Origin of the sequence: Paraburkholderia sp. MM5384-R2, assembly GCF_014201025.1 — a bacterium.
GTDB lineage: Bacteria > Pseudomonadota > Gammaproteobacteria > Burkholderiales > Burkholderiaceae > Paraburkholderia > Paraburkholderia tuberum.
In genome coordinates, this window is the sequence record NZ_JACHDI010000024.1 from 73,221 (window position 1) to 90,619 (window position 17,399).

Annotated in this window: 16 protein-coding genes; 7 read left to right on the top strand and 9 right to left on the bottom strand. The window is 65.0% G+C overall.

From position 1 onward, the window contains the following. Nucleotide 1 precedes the first annotated feature (1 nt). Nucleotides 2-574: an acyloxyacyl hydrolase gene (locus HDG37_RS29905; protein ID WP_184053969.1), complete on the bottom strand. Its 573-nt coding sequence runs from the start codon at nt 572-574 to the stop codon at nt 2-4. A gap of 353 nt (nt 575-927) precedes the next feature. On the opposite strand from HDG37_RS29905, the gene rpoH reads away from it, so the two are divergent. The 5 genes from rpoH (at nt 928) to cydX (ending at nt 5,447) form a co-directional block, all read left to right on the top strand. Further along, nucleotides 928-1,863 carry an RNA polymerase sigma factor RpoH gene (rpoH, locus tag HDG37_RS29910; protein WP_184053972.1) on the top strand — a complete coding sequence of 312 codons (936 nt, stop codon included), beginning with the start codon at nt 928-930 and terminating at the stop codon, nt 1,861-1,863. Between the two features lie 417 nt (nt 1,864-2,280). Further along, nucleotides 2,281-2,541 carry a cytochrome oxidase putative small subunit CydP gene (gene cydP, locus HDG37_RS29915; protein WP_018419327.1) on the top strand — a complete coding sequence of 87 codons (261 nt, stop codon included), beginning with the start codon at nt 2,281-2,283 and terminating at the stop codon, nt 2,539-2,541. After that, the gene (locus HDG37_RS29920) at nt 2,531-4,123 is read left to right on the top strand and encodes a cytochrome ubiquinol oxidase subunit I (RefSeq protein ID WP_184053975.1); all 1,593 of its coding nucleotides are present in this window, start codon (nt 2,531-2,533) and stop codon (nt 4,121-4,123) included. Before cydP ends, HDG37_RS29920 begins: the two co-directional genes overlap by 11 nt. Nucleotides 4,124-4,157: 34 nt before the next feature. After that, entirely contained in the window at nt 4,158-5,294 is a 1,137-nt protein-coding gene (cydB, locus tag HDG37_RS29925; RefSeq protein WP_184053978.1) for a cytochrome d ubiquinol oxidase subunit II, read from the top strand. A 36-nt stretch (nt 5,295-5,330) separates the two neighbouring features. Next, a complete protein-coding gene (gene cydX / locus HDG37_RS29930) occupies nt 5,331-5,447 on the top strand; it encodes a cytochrome bd-I oxidase subunit CydX (protein ID WP_184053981.1) in 117 nt (38 codons plus the stop codon). Nucleotides 5,448-5,561: 114 nt separating this feature from the next. Here cydX and nagE read toward each other — a convergent pair whose 3' ends face one another. The 5 genes from nagE to HDG37_RS29955 all read right to left on the bottom strand — a co-directional run bounded on the left by nagE (nt 5,562) and on the right by HDG37_RS29955 (nt 13,039). Next, nucleotides 5,562-7,376 (bottom strand): N-acetylglucosamine-specific PTS transporter subunit IIBC, encoded by a 1,815-nt coding sequence (nagE, locus tag HDG37_RS29935; RefSeq protein WP_184053984.1) that lies wholly within the window; start codon nt 7,374-7,376, stop codon nt 5,562-5,564. Nucleotides 7,377-7,508: 132 nt separating this feature from the next. Beyond that, nucleotides 7,509-10,115 (bottom strand): phosphoenolpyruvate--protein phosphotransferase, encoded by a 2,607-nt coding sequence (ptsP, locus tag HDG37_RS29940; RefSeq protein WP_184053987.1) that lies wholly within the window; start codon nt 10,113-10,115, stop codon nt 7,509-7,511. Between the two features lie 11 nt (nt 10,116-10,126). Beyond that, the gene (locus HDG37_RS29945; protein WP_184053990.1) at nt 10,127-11,143 is read right to left on the bottom strand and encodes an SIS domain-containing protein; all 1,017 of its coding nucleotides are present in this window, start codon (nt 11,141-11,143) and stop codon (nt 10,127-10,129) included. Continuing rightward, on the bottom strand, nt 11,127-12,230 hold the full coding sequence (gene nagA / locus HDG37_RS29950; RefSeq protein ID WP_184053993.1) for an N-acetylglucosamine-6-phosphate deacetylase: 1,104 nt from the start codon (nt 12,228-12,230) through the stop codon (nt 11,127-11,129). The genes HDG37_RS29945 and nagA overlap by 17 nt, the downstream gene beginning before the upstream one ends. Before the next feature lie 74 nt (nt 12,231-12,304). Next, nucleotides 12,305-13,039, bottom strand: a complete 735-nt coding sequence (locus HDG37_RS29955; protein WP_184053996.1) for a GntR family transcriptional regulator — start codon at nt 13,037-13,039, stop codon at nt 12,305-12,307. A gap of 367 nt (nt 13,040-13,406) precedes the next feature. Here HDG37_RS29955 and HDG37_RS29960 point away from each other — a divergent pair, with 367 nt between their 5' ends. Further along, nucleotides 13,407-14,333: a bifunctional helix-turn-helix transcriptional regulator/GNAT family N-acetyltransferase gene (locus HDG37_RS29960; protein WP_184053999.1), complete on the top strand. Its 927-nt coding sequence runs from the start codon at nt 13,407-13,409 to the stop codon at nt 14,331-14,333. 77 nt (nt 14,334-14,410) lie between these two features. Here HDG37_RS29960 and HDG37_RS29965 read toward each other — a convergent pair whose 3' ends face one another. Continuing rightward, nucleotides 14,411-15,223 carry a MetQ/NlpA family ABC transporter substrate-binding protein gene (locus HDG37_RS29965; RefSeq protein ID WP_184054002.1) on the bottom strand — a complete coding sequence of 271 codons (813 nt, stop codon included), beginning with the start codon at nt 15,221-15,223 and terminating at the stop codon, nt 14,411-14,413. Between the two features lie 270 nt (nt 15,224-15,493). Here HDG37_RS29965 and HDG37_RS29970 point away from each other — a divergent pair, with 270 nt between their 5' ends. Beyond that, complete coding sequence (locus HDG37_RS29970; protein ID WP_018419317.1) at nt 15,494-15,784, top strand: YciI family protein; 291 nt, start codon at nt 15,494-15,496, stop codon at nt 15,782-15,784. A 75-nt stretch (nt 15,785-15,859) separates the two neighbouring features. Here HDG37_RS29970 and HDG37_RS29975 read toward each other — a convergent pair whose 3' ends face one another. Both HDG37_RS29975 and cyoE read right to left on the bottom strand, forming a co-directional pair. Continuing rightward, complete coding sequence (locus HDG37_RS29975; protein ID WP_184054004.1) at nt 15,860-16,489, bottom strand: SCO family protein; 630 nt, start codon at nt 16,487-16,489, stop codon at nt 15,860-15,862. Nucleotides 16,490-16,493: 4 nt separating this feature from the next. Further along, the gene (cyoE, locus tag HDG37_RS29980) at nt 16,494-17,399 is read right to left on the bottom strand and encodes a heme o synthase (RefSeq protein ID WP_184054007.1); all 906 of its coding nucleotides are present in this window, start codon (nt 17,397-17,399) and stop codon (nt 16,494-16,496) included.

Sequence of the window (17,399 nt, forward strand, 5' to 3'; positions counted from 1 at the left end):
GTCAGAAGTGATATTGCAAATATAGCTGGCTGAAATTTATACCAGGATTCGGCTCTTTGATACCGCCATTGGAGACATGCTGGAAGCGGTAGCCGGCGACATAGTGCTCACGAGCGCCGAACTGCAACCCGACGCCCGCCATCTCGGCGAACTGGAACGCGGTGCCCAACGTGAAGTCGGAAGAAATGCGCGGGCTGGTCAGCAGCCGGACGCCGGCACCCACCTCGATGAATGGCCGCACCGAACCCGACGACCTGATGAAGCGGATCACCGGCGTCACGCCGATCTCGCCGATGTTGTCGTGAACGTTTCCTTCATTGGTGTGCCACCACGCGACATGCGCCTCGCCGAGCAGCGCGAAATGCCAGTCGCCGATCTGCCACCAGGTCGGGTTTGGATCCCAGACCACGCCGAGATCGAGCGTCCTGACGTGATGGTCGCCGACGCCGCCGGCCACCTGCACGCCGAACTGCCCGGCTTGGGACGCGCCCGCCGCACCCAACAGCAGAACGAGCAGAACGGCAAACGTGCTTTTTAGAGTAAGCCCACGCACCACAAGATTCTGCCTGTTCATCCGCCCCCATACTGCCGGGTATTAAGCGAGCGCCCCCTTTATTCCAAGCACGAATTCAAGAGCAAGTATTTTCCAGATAATGCCCCATGAACAGCAATTATTCTCTTAAAACGGGACGATATCAGTCAAACATGAGCCTGCAAGCGCTCCGGGCGGTACTTTGTACAGGTCCAACGCGCAAGGCAAATAGAGCGTATGATGGCTATCAGAAGTCAAAACTCAATAGGGTTTTCGGGAACCCGGATGCCCCTGCGACCTCTAAGTATTAGCACTCGGCAGATCTGAGTGCTAACATCCGTCGCTGGAGTCGTTTACTGAGTACGCAATTGTCTGATTCCAAAGGAGCTTCAAACGTGAGCCATGCAATGACCCTTCCGAGTACTTTGAGCCCGTCGTCGGCTAAGGCCGCTCCGGCAGGTGCACTGGCGCTCTCGCATTCCTCGCTGCTGTCCGGTCACCTGGGCAACATCGACGCCTACATCCAGGCGGTCAACCGGATTCCGATGCTGACCCCGGCGGAGGAACGCCAGTTCGCCACCGCATTGCGCGAACACGACAATCTGGAGGCTGCGCGCCGCCTGGTGCTGTCGCACCTGCGACTCGTCGTGTCCATCGCGCGTAACTACCTCGGTTACGGGTTGCCGCACGCCGACCTGATCCAGGAAGGCAACATCGGCCTGATGAAAGCGGTCAAGCGCTTCGATCCCGAGCAAAACGTGCGCCTCGTGTCGTACGCGATGCACTGGATCAAGGCCGAGATCCACGAGTACATCCTGCGCAACTGGCGCATGGTGAAGGTCGCCACCACCAAGGCGCAGCGTAAGCTGTTCTTCAACCTGCGCAGCCACAAGCAGGGGCTTGGCGCGTTCACGCCGGACGAGATCGACGGTCTCGCGAAGGAGCTGAACGTGAAGCGCGAAGAGGTCGCGGAGATGGAGACGCGTCTGTCAGGCGGCGATATCGCGCTGGAAGGTCAGGTCGAAGACGGCGAGGAGTCGTACGCGCCAATCGCCTATCTGGCCGACTCGCATAGTGAGCCGACTGCCGTGCTGGCTTCGCGTCAGCGCGACCGGCTGCAAAGCGACGGCATCGCAAGCGCGCTCGACGCGCTCGATCCGCGCAGCCGCCGCATCATCGAAGCGCGCTGGCTGAAGGTGGCCGACGACGGCTCGGGCGGCTCCACGTTGCACGAACTGGCCGACGAGTTCGGTGTGTCGGCCGAACGTATCCGCCAGATCGAAGCCAGCGCGATGAAGAAGATGCGCGGCGCGCTGACCGAATACGCATAAAGCGTCGAAGCCATGCGCGCGTCAATTGTGTCCCGCCCATGACATAGGTAAAAACGACAGGCGTTATTCGGTCGCGCCATTTAGCGACCATCGCGCTCAAGCCCCGCCCTCGCAAGACGGCGGGGCTTTTTCATTCTTTTCGCCCTTTCTTGCGCCCCCGCGGCCGCGCATTCGCGTCGGCCTACCCGCAAGCCGGCCTGTCGAGGCCGGTAAGCGTTTCTTGACGTATCGCAAGTCCGGTAGCAATACTGCACAGACGCGGCAAGTTTCGCGACGTGTTGCCGCATGGCTGAACCTGAGCGCGCGAGGTTCACCTCCTACAATCGGCATGCATTCGCCAGACTGCCAGACTGCCTGACGGCCAGGGCGGTCTGGATCCAGCCGGACTCACCGGCATGAAGTCGTCCTCGACCGATCATGACCATAGCCCTGAATCGCAGCAGCACTGTCCGGTCGCGCTTGCGCGGCCGGTTCACCAGGTGGGTGCGCGGTCCAACGCTGGCGCGCGATATCGCCATCATCCTCGCCATCAAGTTCGTCCTACTGATGGCGCTCAAGTACACATTCTTCAATCATCCACAGGCGCAGCACATGATGCTGCCGCCTGAGCAGGTCGCGCAGGCGCTGCTGTCGGTGCCCGCCCCGCATCCGTCTCGAGGTGATCAACATGCCCGTTAGCGAAGTCGTAGAACTGTCGCGGTTCCAGTTCGCCATCACGGCGCTTTATCACTTTCTGTTCGTGCCGCTCACGCTCGGTCTCGCCTGGCTGCTCGTCATCATGGAATCGGTCTACGTGATGACCGGCAAGCAGATCTACAAGGACATGACGCAGTTCTGGGGCAAGCTGTTTGGCATCAACTTTGCAATGGGCGTCGCGACCGGCCTCACGCTCGAGTTTCAGTTCGGCACCAACTGGGCTTATTACTCGCATTACGTCGGCGACATTTTCGGCGTGCCGCTCGCCGTCGAAGGGCTGATGGCGTTCTTCCTCGAATCGACGTTCGTCGGACTGTTCTTTTTCGGCTGGAACAGATTGTCAAAAATCCAGCATCTGATCGTCACGTTCTGTGTCGCGCTCGGTTCGAACCTGTCGGCGCTGTGGATTCTGATTGCCAACGGCTGGATGAACAATCCGGTCGGCGCGAAGTTCAACTATCAGACGATGCGCATGGAGCTCGACAGCATCAGCGCGGTGATCTTCAACCCGGTTGCACAGGTCAAGTTCGTGCACACGGTATCAGCTGGATACGTGACCGCGGCGATGTTCGTACTCGGCGTGTCGTCGTGGTATCTGTTGAAGCGCCGCGACACCGAGTTCGCACTGCGCTCGTTCGCGATCGCCGCCGGCTTCGGCCTCGCGTCGGCGCTGTGCGTGATCGTGCTGGGCGACGAATCCGGCTATCGCACCGGTGAAGTCCAGCAGATCAAGCTCGCGGCTATCGAATCCGAATGGGACACGGCGCCCGCGCCGGCACCGTTCACGATATTTGGCATCCCCAATCAGAAAGAGCAACGCACCGACTATGCGATCCGTGTGCCGTACGCGCTCGGCATTATCGCGACCCGCTCGCTCGACGAACCCGTGGTCGGCCTGCGCGACCTGATCGCCCAAAACGAAGGTCGCATCAAGGACGGCATGCTCGCCTATTCGGCGTTGCAGCGGTTAAAGGGCGGCGACTCCAGCGACGAGGCGCATGCGGAGTTCGACAAGTACAAGGACGATCTCGGCTACGCCCTGCTGCTCAAGCGGTTCACGCCGAACGTCATCGACGCGACGCCAGACCAGATCGCCGCGGCGGCACGAAGCACGGTTCCGCCGGTGTTGACACTGTTCTTCTCGTTCCGCACGATGGTCGGCCTTGGCCTGCTGTTCCTCGCCACCTTCGTGCTCGCCTTCTGGTTCTGCGCGCAGCGCACGTTGCTGCTCGAAAGGCGCCGCTGGTTTCTGCGCTGGGCGGTCATCGCGATTCCGCTGCCGTGGCTCGCCGCCGAGCTAGGCTGGATCGTCGCGGAAATGGGCCGCCAGCCGTGGAGCATCGCGGGCATTCTGCCGACCAACCTGGCCGCGTCGACGCTGACGCCGCGCGATCTGTATCTGAGCATCGGCGGCTTCGTGCTGTTCTACACGGGGCTGTTCGTCATCGAGATCATGCTGATGTTCAAGTACGCGCGGCTCGGCCCTTCGTCGCTGCATACGGGCCGCTATCACCACGAGATCGGACAGCCGGTGACGCAGCCACTGTCGAACACGGCCGCATGACGCACCGCTGCACCGCCCCGGAGGAGAAACCCATATGGACTACGCAGCTCTCAGACTGATCTGGTGGGTGTTGATAGGTGTACTGCTGATCGTCTTCGCGCTCACCGACGGCTTCGACATGGGCGCGGCGATCCTGCTGCCGTTCATCGCCAACACCGACTCCGAGCGACGCATCGTCGTGAACACGGTCGGCGCGACGTGGGAAGGCAACCAGGTCTGGTTCGTGACCGCGGCCGCCGCGATGTTCGCCGCGTGGCCGCTCGCCTACGCGGCATCCTTCTCAGGCTTCTACTTCGCGATGCTACTCGTGCTGTTCGCGCTGTTCTTCCGCCCGGTCGGCTTCGACTATCGCGGCAAGCGCGAGGATCCGCGCTGGCGCAACGCGTGGGACTGGGGCCTCTTTATCGGCGGCTTCGTGCCGGCGCTGGTGTTCGGTGTCGCGTTCGGCAATCTGCTGCAAGGCGTGCCGTTTTCGTTCGATACCGATCTGCGCGTCACCTATCACGGCAGCTTCTTCGGCCTGCTCAATCCGTTCGCGCTGCTGACGGGACTCGTCAGCGTGTCTATGTTGGCCGCGCACGGCGCCGCGTTCGTCAAGTGGAAGACCGATGGGGTGGTTCACGAGCGCGCGTCGAAGGCGCTGCGGCTCGCGGCGCTGTGCACGGTGGTGCTGTTTCTCGTCGCGGGTGCGTTCGTCGCGACGATGATCGGCGGCTATCAGATCGTCGACGCACCGCCGCTCGACGCCGTCTCCAATCCGTTGATGAAGACCGTGATCGGCGCGCCGGGTTTGTGGCTGAACAACTACGCGCTCTACCCGTGGATGGCGATTGCGCCGCTCGTGGGTCTCCTCGGCGGGGTGCTCGCGGTGCTGCTCGCGCGTTCGCGCTTCGAGGCGACGGCGTTTCTGTCGACGTCGTTGATGATCGTCGGCGTGATCTTGACCGCGGGCTTCTCGATGTTCCCGTTCATCATGCCATCGTCACTCGACGGCCGCAGCAGCCTGACCATGTGGGATTCCACGTCGAGCCGCATGACGCTCGAGATCATGCTGTTCGCCGTCATCGTGTTCCTGCCGATCATCCTGCTCTATACGGGCTGGGTGTATCGCGTGATGCGCGGCAAGGTGACCGCCGCGGCGATCAAGGAAAACCACCATTCGATGTATTGACCGGCACGACGCTTCAACAGAAAACAGGAGTTGGCGATGTGGTATTTCAGCTGGATTCTCGGCGTTGGCGTCGCGCTGGCGTTCGGTGTCATCAATGTGATGTGGCTCGAATCGCGCGAGGTGGCGCGCTCGGCAAAGCGGGGGACTCGCTAGGCGCCACGCTCTGGTCGTCAACGCGAAAGCGGCACCTTGGGACCAGGTGCCGCTTTTTTATTGGCGTGCTGCGATCGCCGTGCAACTCAACAGCGCTCGACAGCCATCAACCGATCACGCCGGCACCGGCGCCGCGCCCGCGCCGCCGCCTTGCGACGACAGGCGCTCGGCCAGCTTCTGCGCATAGCGCTGCGCGGCCTCGCCGACGACGATATGGAACGTGTCGGTCGATACCCACGCGGTATCGAGCGTCGCGAGGCGCTGACGCTCGACCGCCGACGGATCGCGCACGACCACCCGCAGACGCGTCGCCGCGACCGCATCGAGCGACACCACGTTGCCCGCGCCGCCGAGCACGGCGAGCCAGCGCAGCGGATCGGGATCGAGCGGACCGCCTTGCGCGTCATCGGCGTGCCCAGCGTTTCGCGCGACCGGCGCGGCAGCGGTAGCCGCCGCGGCAACAGCCGGCGCCGATACAGCAGCACCCGCCACCTTCACCGCGTCGCCCTGACCCTGCGCGATCGCCGTGCGCATCTCATCGGCGATGATGTCCGCCTCCGGTCCGATGATCACCTGCACGTTGTTCGTGCCGCGCTTGAGCACACCGCGCGCACCGATCGACTTCAGTTCGCTTTCGGAGACCTTGTCCGTATCGACGACAGACAGACGCAGACGCGTCGTGCACGCATCCACGACCGACAGATTCGCCGCGCCACCGAGCGCCGCGATATAGCGCTGCGCACGCGGCACGGCCGCACCAGCCGCCGGCGCGACGAAACCGCCCGCCGCGAACGACTCGACCTGCTCGTCGGCAGCGGCGGGCTCGCGGCCCGGCGTCGCCATGTTGAACTTACGGATGAAGAAGCGGAACAGACCGTAGTACACGACCGAGTACACGATGCCGAGCGGAATCGCCCACCAGCCCTTCGTCGACAGACCGAAGTTCAGCACGTAGTCGATGAAGCCCGCCGAGAACGTGAAGCCGAGGTGAATCCCGAGCGCCGAGCAGATCGCCAGCGACAGACCCGTCAGAAGCGCGTGGATCGCATACAGCACCGGCGCGAGGAACATGAAGCTGAACTCGATCGGCTCAGTCACACCGGTCAGGAACGACGTGAGCGCCATCGAGAACAGCAGGCCGAACACCATCGCGCGACGCTCTTTCGGCGCCTCGTGATACATCGCGAGACATGCGGCCGGCAGGCCGAACATCATCACCGGGAAGAAGCCGGTCATAAAGGTGCCCGCGGTCGGATCGCCAGCGAAGAAGCGGTGCAGGTCGCCCGTGACGGGTGCACCGCCCGCCGGCGTGAAGCTGCCGAACACGAACCACGTCAGCGAGTTGAGGATGTGATGCAAGCCCGTGACGAGCAGCAGCCGGTTCAGCACGCCGAACACGAAGGCGCCGAGCGCGCCGGCCGTCGTGAGCCAGTGGCCGGCCAGGTCGATCGCGTTCTGCACCGGCTCCCACACATGCCCGAATACGATGCCTAGCACCACGCAGACCACCCCTGTCACGATCGGCACGAAGCGTTTGCCGCCGAAGAACGCCAGGTAGTCGGGCAGCTTGATGTCCTTGTAGCGGTTGTACAGCAGCCCCGCGACGATGCCCGCGATGATCCCCGACAGCACGCCCATGTTGAGCTTGTCGTTGATGTCCTTCATCACCGCGATCTGCACCAGATAGCCGATCGCGCCAGCCAGACCCGCGACGCCGTTGTTGTCTTTCGCGAAGCCGACCGCCACGCCGATCGCGAACAGGAGCGGCAGGTTGTCGAAGATCGCGCCGCCCGCATCGGCGATCATCTTGATGTTGAACACGTCGGGCTGGCCGAGCCGCAGCAACAGGCCGGCCACCGGTAGCACCGCGATCGGCAGCATCAGCGCGCGTCCCAGGCGCTGAATCTTCAGAAACGGATTTCCATCCATCGGTATCTCCAATTTTGTCTCGTAGGGGTACGTCTTGGTTGAGTGGTGCAGCTGTACGGAGAATCGCGCCGCGCGTGAAGGCAGACGTGCTGCCGGGCGCACGGCGTGCGGGTTCTCAAATTCGCTAGTGTTTCAATCGAGGGGCCACGTGGCGCGGCTTGCGGCTCTGACCGCCTGCGCCGAGTCGAGCGCTAGCGCATCGCGGGCGCGCTGGCGACACAGCTGATAGTCGAGCGTGCGCACGCGTGCCTTGATGCCTGGCACGGAGACCGGATCGACCGACAGCTCGGTCACACCGAGGCCCACCAGCAGCGGCATCGCGAGCGGGTCGCCGGCGAGCGCGCCGCACACGCCAACCCATTTGCCGTGCTTCGCGGCACCTTCGACGGTCGCCGCGATCAGGCGCAGCACCGCCGGATGCAGGCCGTCCGCCTGCGCCGCCAGATCGGGCTGGCAGCGGTCCATCGCGAGCGTGTATTGGGTCAGGTCGTTGGTGCCGATCGACAGGAAATCGGCGTGCTGCGCGAGCTGATCGGCGAGCAATGCAGCCGACGGCACTTCGATCATCACGCCAACTTCGACCGGCTCCGATCTACCCGCTTCGCGTGCAAGCTCGTCGATACGCTTGCGGATGCGGATCAGTTCGCTCGCATCGGTGACCATCGGCAGCAGGATGCGCACGGCGCCGACCGGACGCACCGCGAGCAGGCCACGCAACTGGTCGTCGAGCAGATCCGGGCGCACCTGCGCGAGGCGCACGCCGCGCAGGCCGAGTGCGGGGTTCGGCTCGGGCGGCAGCGTCAGATAATCGACTTCCTTGTCCGCGCCGACGTCGAGCGTGCGGATGATCGCGGTGCGGCCGCGCAACGCATCGACGATCGCCTGATAGCTGTGGCGATGCTCGTCCGCGCTCGGCGCGGCCGGGCGGTGGATGAACAGCAGCTCGGTGCGCAGCAGGCCGACCGCGTCCGCGCCGTTGTCGACCGCGGCGTTCGCGTCGTCGAGTGTGGCGATGTTGGCGGCCACTTCGATCGCGCGGCCGTCCGAGGTCGCCGCTGCCTGCTGCGACGTGCGGCGATTCGCTTCGCGCACGTCGGCGAGGCGGCTGCGTTCGCGTCGCGCGCGTTCGACGTCGAGTTCGGTCGGCGCGAATTCGAGCCGGCCGATGCTCGCGTTCACCACCACCTGAGTGCCCTCGGGTATCGCATGCAACGCGTCGCCGAGCGCGACCAGCGCCGGAATGCCCGCCTGACGCGCGAGAATCGCCGCGTGCGAGGTCGCGCCGCCGCGTGCCATCACGAGCGCGGTCACGCGCGTGCGATCGAGCGACGACAGATCCGACGGCGTGAATTCGTCGGCCGCGAGCACCGCCTCGTCCGGCAGGGTGCGAGCCGCGCTGCTCGTGTAGCCGAGCGCGCGCTGCACGCGCTTTTCGATGTCGCGCAGATCGGCGGCCCGCTCGGCGAGCAGTGCGTCCTCCACATTACTCAGGATGCCTACTTGCGCGCGGATCGCTTCGCGCCACGCAAAACCGGCGCTCTTGCCGAGGCTGATCAGATCGCGCGCGGCGTCGAGCAGTGTCGGATCTTCGAGCAGCACGCGATGCACCGCGAAAATCCCCGCCTCGCCGACCGAGCCGCGTTGCGACGCATCGCGCACGATCGTGTCGAGATCGGCGTCGACGGTCGCGATCGCCTTGTCGAGCAGACGGCTTTCCGCCGCCGACGTGCCGCTCGCCTGCTCCGGCGGCTCGAGATCCGCGTCGTCCCAGCGCACCAGCTTGCCGAGCGCGATGCCCGGCGCGGCGCACACGCCCGCGAGCGCGTTCGGCGCGAGCGGCTCGCCCGCGGCGGGCGCCGCAACGACTGCCGCCGGTGCGGCCGCTGGCCGCGCCGCTTTCTGTTCGCGCTTCGGTTCGACCTCGCCGTGCGCTTCGCGCGTCAGTTCGTCAGCGATTGCATCGACCGCCGCCTGCGCGTGCGGACCGACACCGAGCAACTCGACGCTTGCGCCTTCGCCGGCACCGAGTCCAAGCAGACCCACCACGCTTTCGATCGGCGCCTTGCGCCCGTCGTAGCGCACCTCGACCCGTGCGTCGAAGCCGCGCGCCGCTTCGCGCGCCCGCGCCGCGGGCCGCGCATGCAGGCCGCCCGCGTGCGTCAGCGTGATCTGCCGGCGCGCTTCGTCCATCACGTGCGCGGCGCTCGCCTCGCGCACCGCGTCGTGGCTGACGCCCTCGCGCGCGCGCAGCACCAGCAGCGTCGTTTCGCCGGCCTTGACATGCCCGTTCGGCGCCCGCTCGATGACCTCGAACGCATCCGAATTCGCAATCGCGATCACCGAGACGAGGCTCGGCGCATTCAGCGCGATCTGGTCCAGATCGAACTCGATCAGCACGTCACCGGCGCGCACCTGCGCGCCCTGCTCGATCATCGGCGCAAAACCCTTGCCGTTCAGTCCGACGGTGTCAATACCGATATGCAGCAGAATCTGCGCGCCCTCGGCGCTCTCGAGCGTGACCGCGTGGCCGGTGCGCGCGAGATGCGTGACGACGCCGTCGCATGGCGCGACGAGCCGACCCTCGAGCGGATCGACGCCGATGCCGTCGCCGAACATGCCGCCCGAAAACACCGGGTCCGGCACCTTCGCGAGCGGCACGACCGGGCCGGTCAGCGGTGCAAGCAAAACAATGTGATTCTCGGATTGGCTCATCAGGTTGGACTTCTCGACACGTCGCATCGTCATTCTCGTCAGTGAGTTTCGGTGACTTTGTTGAGATGGCGAGGCGCGTCGGGATTGCGCCCGCGCGCGGCGGCAAGATCCGCGGCCATCACGTAAAAGGACAGGATGGCGGCGATCGGATCGAGCGCCGCGTGTGCGGTGGCGACGAGCGGCAGCGAGGCTTGCGCGACGTCGTCGGGCGCCGCGAGCAGCACGCGCGCGCCGCGCGCGCTCATGTCGTGCGCGAGTTGCAGCAGACCCGCCTGCTCCGGGCCACGCGGCGCGAACACGAGCAGCGGATAGTCGCGGTCGATCAGCTCCATCGGACCATGACGCACTTCCGCGCTCGAAAACGCTTCGGCCTGGATGCCGGAAGTTTCCTTCAGCTTCAGCGCGGCTTCCTGCGCGATCGCGAGGCCAAGACCGCGGCCAATCACGATCATCCGTTCGATACCGCGCAACTCGTTCACGGCCATCGACCAGTCGAGCCGGCCCGCGCGTTCCAGCGCGTCGGGCAGCGTATTCAGTCCATCGAGCAACTCGGCGTCGTTCTGCCAATGCGCAACCAGCTGCGCGGAGATCGACAGCATGGCGATATAGCTCTTGGTCGCCGCGACGCTCAGCTCGGGACCGGCTACGAGCGGTAGATGCCATTCGCACGCGTCGGCGAGCGGCGAGCTCGGTGCGTTCACGGCGGCGACCGTCAATGCGCCGGCCGCGCGCAACGCGTTCATCGTGCCGACGAGGTCGGGGCTCTTGCCCGATTGCGAAAACGCGAGCGCAAGCTGGTCGCGCACCTGCAGCGGCGCCTGCTGCAGCGTCGCGACCGACATCGGCAGCGACGCGACCGGCACGCCGAGGCGGCTCATCGTCAGGGATGCAAAGTAGCTGGCGGCATGATCCGAGCTGCCGCGCGCGACGGTCAGCGCGACATGGCGCGACTGTTGCGCGAGCTTCGCGGCGAGCGCCGCGACGCGCGAGGTGTCCTTGAGCTGCTCGGCTACAGTTGCGGCGGACGCGAGCGCTTCCTTAAGCATATTCGACAATGGCTTCTCCTTCGACGTAGGTCGCGCTCAGCGCCAGCTCGCGGTCGAATACGACCACGTCGGCCCACGCACCGCGCGTGATGCGGCCGCGGTCCTCGATGCCGAGATAGTCGGCCGCGTAGCGTGACAAACGGTGGGATACATCGGCGATCGGCAGGCCGATCGAGACGAGATTGCGCAGCGCCTGATCCATCGTCAGCGTGCTGCCCGCGAGCGTGCCGTCGGCCAGACGTACGCCGCCGAGGCACTTGGTTACGTGCTGGCTGCCGAGGCGATATTCGCCGTCGGGCATGCCGGTGGCCGACGTGCTGTCCGTCACCACATACAGGCGCGGAATCGCGCGCAGCGCGGTGCGGATCGCCCCCGGATGCACGTGCAGCAGGTCGGGAATGATTTCGGCGTATTCGGCGTGCGCAAGCGCAGCGCCGACGAGGCCAGGGTTGCGGTGATGCAGCGGCGACATCGCGTTGAACAGATGCGTGAAGCCGCACGCGCCGTGCTTGAGCGCGTCGACCGCGTCGTCGTAGGTGCCGAGCGAATGGCCGAGCTGCACGCGTACGCCGCGCGCCGCCATCTCCGAGATGATCTCCATGTGGCCGGCGATCTCGGGCGCCAGCGTGACGACGCGGATCGGCGCGATCGACAGATACCTGAGCACCTCGTCCAACACCGCCGATACCGCCGCGTCGGGCTGCGCGCCGAGCTTGCCGGGGTTGATGTACGGTCCTTCCAGATGCACGCCGAGCACGCGCGCGCAACCCGGCGTGCGCACCCGCGTGACGTTGCCGAGCCCGGCGACGACGTTCATCAGCTCGTCGCGCGGCGCGGTCATGGTCGTTGCGAGCAGGCTCGTGGTGCCGTAGCGCGCATGCGTGCGGGTGATCGTTTCGATCGCGTCGCCAGCTTCCATCACGTCGGCGCCGCCGCCGCCATGCACGTGCAGATCGATGAAGCCGGGCAGGATGTACGGTGCGTCGTTCGTCGACGGATCGACGCGCTCGCCGGACAGCGTCGTGATGCGGCCGTTTTCGTATTCGAGCGTGCCGTGGATCCACCCTTCGGTGGTGAGTATGTTTCCGGTCAGCATGAGTCTCTCTGGTGCGTGATACGTATGCGGCAAATGGCGTCCGCCGGACTTGCGGCCTGCGAGGGCCGCGCAGCTCAGGTGCGCAATTCAGCGACGAAGTCGTAGTAGTCGTCGCGGCAATAGGTGTCGGTCAGCTCGATTGCGCGTTGATCCGCGCTATAGCCGATCCGGGTGATGACCAGCAGCGCGGTGCGCGCTTCGATGTCCATCAGCGCGGCGATTTCGCTCGACGCGTTGACCGCGCGGAAGTGCTGCAACGCGCGCACGACCGCCGCGCCGCGCTGCTCGAGATAGCTGTACAGCGAGTCGCCGATCACGAGCGGATCAGGCACGATCGCGACCGGCAGCGCCGAATGTTCGACCGCCATCACGATGCCGTCCGCGCGCCGCAGCCGCCGCAGGCTCGTGACGGCCGCGCCGGGTGACAAGCCGAGGCGCAGCAGCTCGTCGCGATTGGCGGCGCGCACGTCGCGTTCGAGCCAGACCGAATCGGGCCGGAAACCGCGCTGCTGCATCTTCTTCGTGAAGCCGGTGAGACGCGACAGCGGATCTTCGACGCGCGGCGTGATGAAGCTGCCCGCGCCGCGCGAGCGCCGGATCAGCCCCTGCTCGACCAGCAGTTCGATCGCCTTGCGCGCGGTGACGCGCGACACGCCGATCGCGTCGGACAGCGTGCGCTCGGAGGGCAGCGCCTCGCCGGCCGACCAGACGCCGCAATGGATCGCCGTCGCCAGGTTGCGCGCGAGCTGCAGGTAGAGCGGCGTGACGTTGCGCACGTCAGGCATCAATGCGGACCAGCGAGTTTCCATGGGGCTCCAAGGACGCCGTGAGCAGTACAGCCCGGAAAATTGAGAGCCCATTATATAACCAACATAATACCAGTCAACGGACTGGTTCCAGGCCAGGCCGGATCGCCGGAAAGCCTTGCTGAGTGGGAATCACAGCGGGATTCAAGGGCTCCCTCGGAGGGATTTTCAGACCAGGGACTTTCCCGCATCGCACGCATTTGACGATACCAGCGAGTCGTTATCAGCTCTGGTGGTATCAAAACAGCCCAAATAATCAATACCTGTTTAATACCAGTTGGCGTCTCGTTGCAATGGAGTGGCTTTGTAAATAAGGGTCGCGCCGATATAGTGCGCTGTACCGACCATAAAAAGTCCCGGGGAGCCGCCCTTGACAGATTCCGACGCGCTGCGGCGCGCTCAGGCCGTCCGCCATTTCAATCGCTTCTATACCCAATGCATCGGTGACCTGCACGAGCATCTGGCTCGAAGCGAGTTCTCGCTGACGGAAGTGCGCGTGCTGCACGAGCTATCGCGCGCCCGCGCGCAGACCGCGTCGGTGCTCGGGCGCGCGCTCGGGCTCGATAGCGGCTATCTGAGCCGTCTGCTGACCAGTTTCGAGCGACGCAAGCTGATCACCCGCCGTCCGTCCGACACCGACGCACGCCAGTCGCTGATCGCGCTCACCGAGCACGGCCACGCGATCTACGCGCCGCTCGACGCCGCCGCCATCCACGAAGCACTCGGCATGCTCGACAGACTCAGCGCGCTATCGCAGGAGCAGTTGATCGCCGCGATGAAGCTGATTGAGCGCCTGCTCGGCGACAAGCCGAAGCACGAGCTCGTGGTGCTGCGTCAGCCGCGCGCCGGCGAATGTGGCTGGCTCGTGCATCGTCAGGCGCAGTGGTTCGCCGCGCAATACGGCTGGGATCACACGTTCGAGGGCTTGCTCGCGCGCGTCGTCGCCGAGTACGCGCAGCGCAACGATCCGCTGCGCGAGAAGTGCTGGATCGCCGAACAGGAGGGTCTGGTGGTCGGCTCGGTTTGCCTCGTCGGGGTTTCGACGACGGTCGCGGGCGTGCGCCTGCTGTGGGTCGAACCGGACGTGCGGAAGCTCGGCATCGGCACGCAATTGCTCAGCGAATGCGTGCGCTTCGCGCGGCGCGCGGGCTACACGAAGCTCACGCTGACCACCGCGAGCGCATTGGCGGAGCCACGGCGGCTTTGCGAGCGCACTGGGTTCGAGTTGGCCGGCAGCGCGGCGCAGCGCCGCTTCGGCCAGGATCTGATAATCGAAAGATGGGAGCTGGAGCTATAAAAAAAGCACGCGCCTGTACGGCGCGTGCCTTTCCTGATGCCATGCGGCTGCGCTTGCGATCGCGCTGAACGCGTCGCTTAGAACGACGGCACCATCGAACCCTTGAACTGCGTCTTGATGAACTGGCGCACGTCTTCCGACTGATACGCCGCGACCAGCTTCTTCACCCATGGCTGATCCTTGTCCTTCGCGCGCACGGCGATCAGGTTCGCGTACGGGCTGCGGATGTCTTCGAGCGCGATCGCGTCCTTGGTCGGCTGCAGGCCGGCGGCCAGCGCGAAGTTCGTATTGATGACGGCGGCGTCGACGTCGGCGAGCGAACGCGGCAGTTGCGCGGCGTCGAGTTCGACGAACCTGATCTTCTTCGGATTGTCGACGACATCGAGCGGCGTCGCGTTGTTGCCGCCCGTGGCCGCGCCGTCCTTCAGCTTGATCAGCCCTTGCGCCTGCAGCAACAGCAGTGCGCGATTTTCGTTCGACGGATCGTTCGGCACCGCGACCTTCACGCCCTGCGGCAGGTCCTTCAACGACTTCAGCTTCTTCGAGTACGCGCCGAGCGGCGAGACGTACGTGAGGCCCGCGTTGACGAGCTTGTAGCCGCGCTGCTTGTTCTGGCTATCGAGGTACGGCTGGTGCTGGAAGCTGTTGGCGTCGAGGTCGCCCGCGTCGAGCGCGGCGTTCGGCTGAATGTAGTCGTTGAACTCGACGACCTTCACGTTCAGGCCTTCGCGCTTCGCGACCTTGGTGACGACTTCCCAGATCTGCGCGTCCGGGCCGCCGATCGTGCCGACCTTGATGACCTTGTCGTCGGCGTGCGCGCCGAAGCTCGTCAGGATCGCCGCCCCGGCGACGACTGCGGTGAGGGCTTTGAGGATATTTCTGCGCTGCATGTGATTCTCGCTGTTGCGGTTCAACGTTTGAGTCGATGGCTCCGAGCGATGTCGGAGTCGGATGAAATGGGCGGCGCTCCGGTTCGTGCTGGCGCGCCGTCGGCCAAGCCCAAAATTGTTTCATATGGGCGGCAAGCTGGGAAATACCCTTACCGCATATGGTTATGCGGAGCGCAAGCGCAATGGCTAGCGCAACGCAAAACCCGCGGCTGACCGATAATCCAGAGCCGTAGCCGCGCACGGCCCACTCACCCGTCCCTGAGAACGACCATGTACGTGATCAACCTGATCTACACCGCCCCGCTCGATCGTATCGACGACGCGCTCGACGCGCATCGCGCGTTTCTCGCGGAGCAGTTCGACGCGGGCATCTTCGTCGCGGCCGGGCCGAAAGTGCCGCGCGACGGCGGCATCATCCTCGCGGTTCGTATCGAGCGCGACAGGCTGGATCGCATTCTCGCGAGCGATCCGTTCGCCCTGCAACAGCTCGCGCGCTACGAGGTGACGGAGTTCAAGACGACGCGTCTCGCGCCGGGGCTGAATCTGCCGATTCCGGTCTGAGCGCGAGTTGCGAAGAGGGGAGGGATGCGGGGAGGCGTGAGCGGCGCCGCTTTAAAAAGCCGCCTGCGATGCGCGTCAATCGAGCAGCAGCTTGATGTCATGCACCCATGGTGTCGCGCCTTGGCCATCGCGCGCGAACAGACGCAGCTTGCCGTCCGTGTCGAACACATAGCTCGCGGCCGTGTGGTCCATCGTGTAGCTGTCGGGCGTCTTGCCCGGGACCTTCGCGTAGTACACGCGGAAGTCTTTCGCGACCTTCGCGAGCTGCTCTTCGCTGGCGGGACGCAAGCCCACGAAGCTCGGATTGAACGCCGGCACGTATTGCGCGAGCAACTGCGGCGTATCGCGCTCGGGGTCGACGGTGACGAACAGCACCTGCACGCGCTTCGCGTCCTCCGGACCGAGTTGCTGTAACGCCTGTGACAGCTCGGCCATCGTCGTCGGGCAGACGTCCGGGCAATGCGTGTAGCCGAAGAACAGCACGACGACCTTGCCTTTGTAGTCGGCAAGCGTGCGGATCTTGCCGGACGTGTCGGGCAACGAGAAATCGCTGGCGAATTGCGTATTGCCGGTGATGTCGAGATTCGTAAAAGCCGGCGGCTGCTTGCCGCAACCCGTTATCAGCAATGTGCCGCCGAGCGTCGCGCCGAGCGCGCAAGCCATCACAGCGGCGCGCGCGATGCGCGCAAAGCGATTGTTGAGCATGGTGTTACGCGCCTATCACGACGCGCGAGTAGTGGTCGATCAGCAGCGCGGCGAACAGCAGCGACAGATAGACGATCGAAAAACGGAAAGTTTTGCGCGCGAGCTCGTCCGAATACTCCCGGTAGATCTTCCACGCATAAGCGAGAAACACGGCGCCGAGCAGCACCGCCGACGCGAGATACACGACGCCGCTCATGCCGGAGATGAACGGCATCAGCGTGACCGCGAACAGGATGACCGTGTAGAGAAGGATATGCAGGCGCGTGTACTTTTCGCCGTGCGTGTTCGGCAGCATCGGCAGGCCGGCGTTTTCGTAGTCCTTGCGGCGATACAGCGCGAGCGACCAGAAATGCGGCGGTGTCCACACGAAGATGATCAGCACGAGGATCCACGCGTCGCCGGGCACGTGGCCCGTTACCGCGGCCCAGCCGAGCGCGGGCGGCATCGCGCCCGACGCGCCGCCGATCACGATGTTCTGCGGCGTGACTGGCTTCAGCAGCAGCGTATAGATGACCGCATAACCGACGAACGTGGCGAGCGTGAGCCACATGGTCAGCGCATTGGCGAACGTGTACAGCGTCCACATGCCGAGGCCGCCGAGCACGGCCGAGAACAGCAGGATCTGCGGGGTGGTGATTTCGCCGCGCGCGGACGGACGCCACGACGTGCGGCGCATTTTGGCGTCGATTTGCTGCTCGACGAGGCAGTTGATCGCGAACGCGGCGCCGGCCAGCAGCCAGATGCCGACCGTGCCGCCGATCAGTACGGTCCATGGCACCATGCCCGGCGTCGACAGGAACATGCCGATGACCGCGCAGAACACCGCAAGCTGCGTGACACGCGGCTTGGTCAGTGCGAGATATTGGGAGACCCGGCTGCCGGGCGTTTGGGAGAGTGTTGTGCTGTCCAT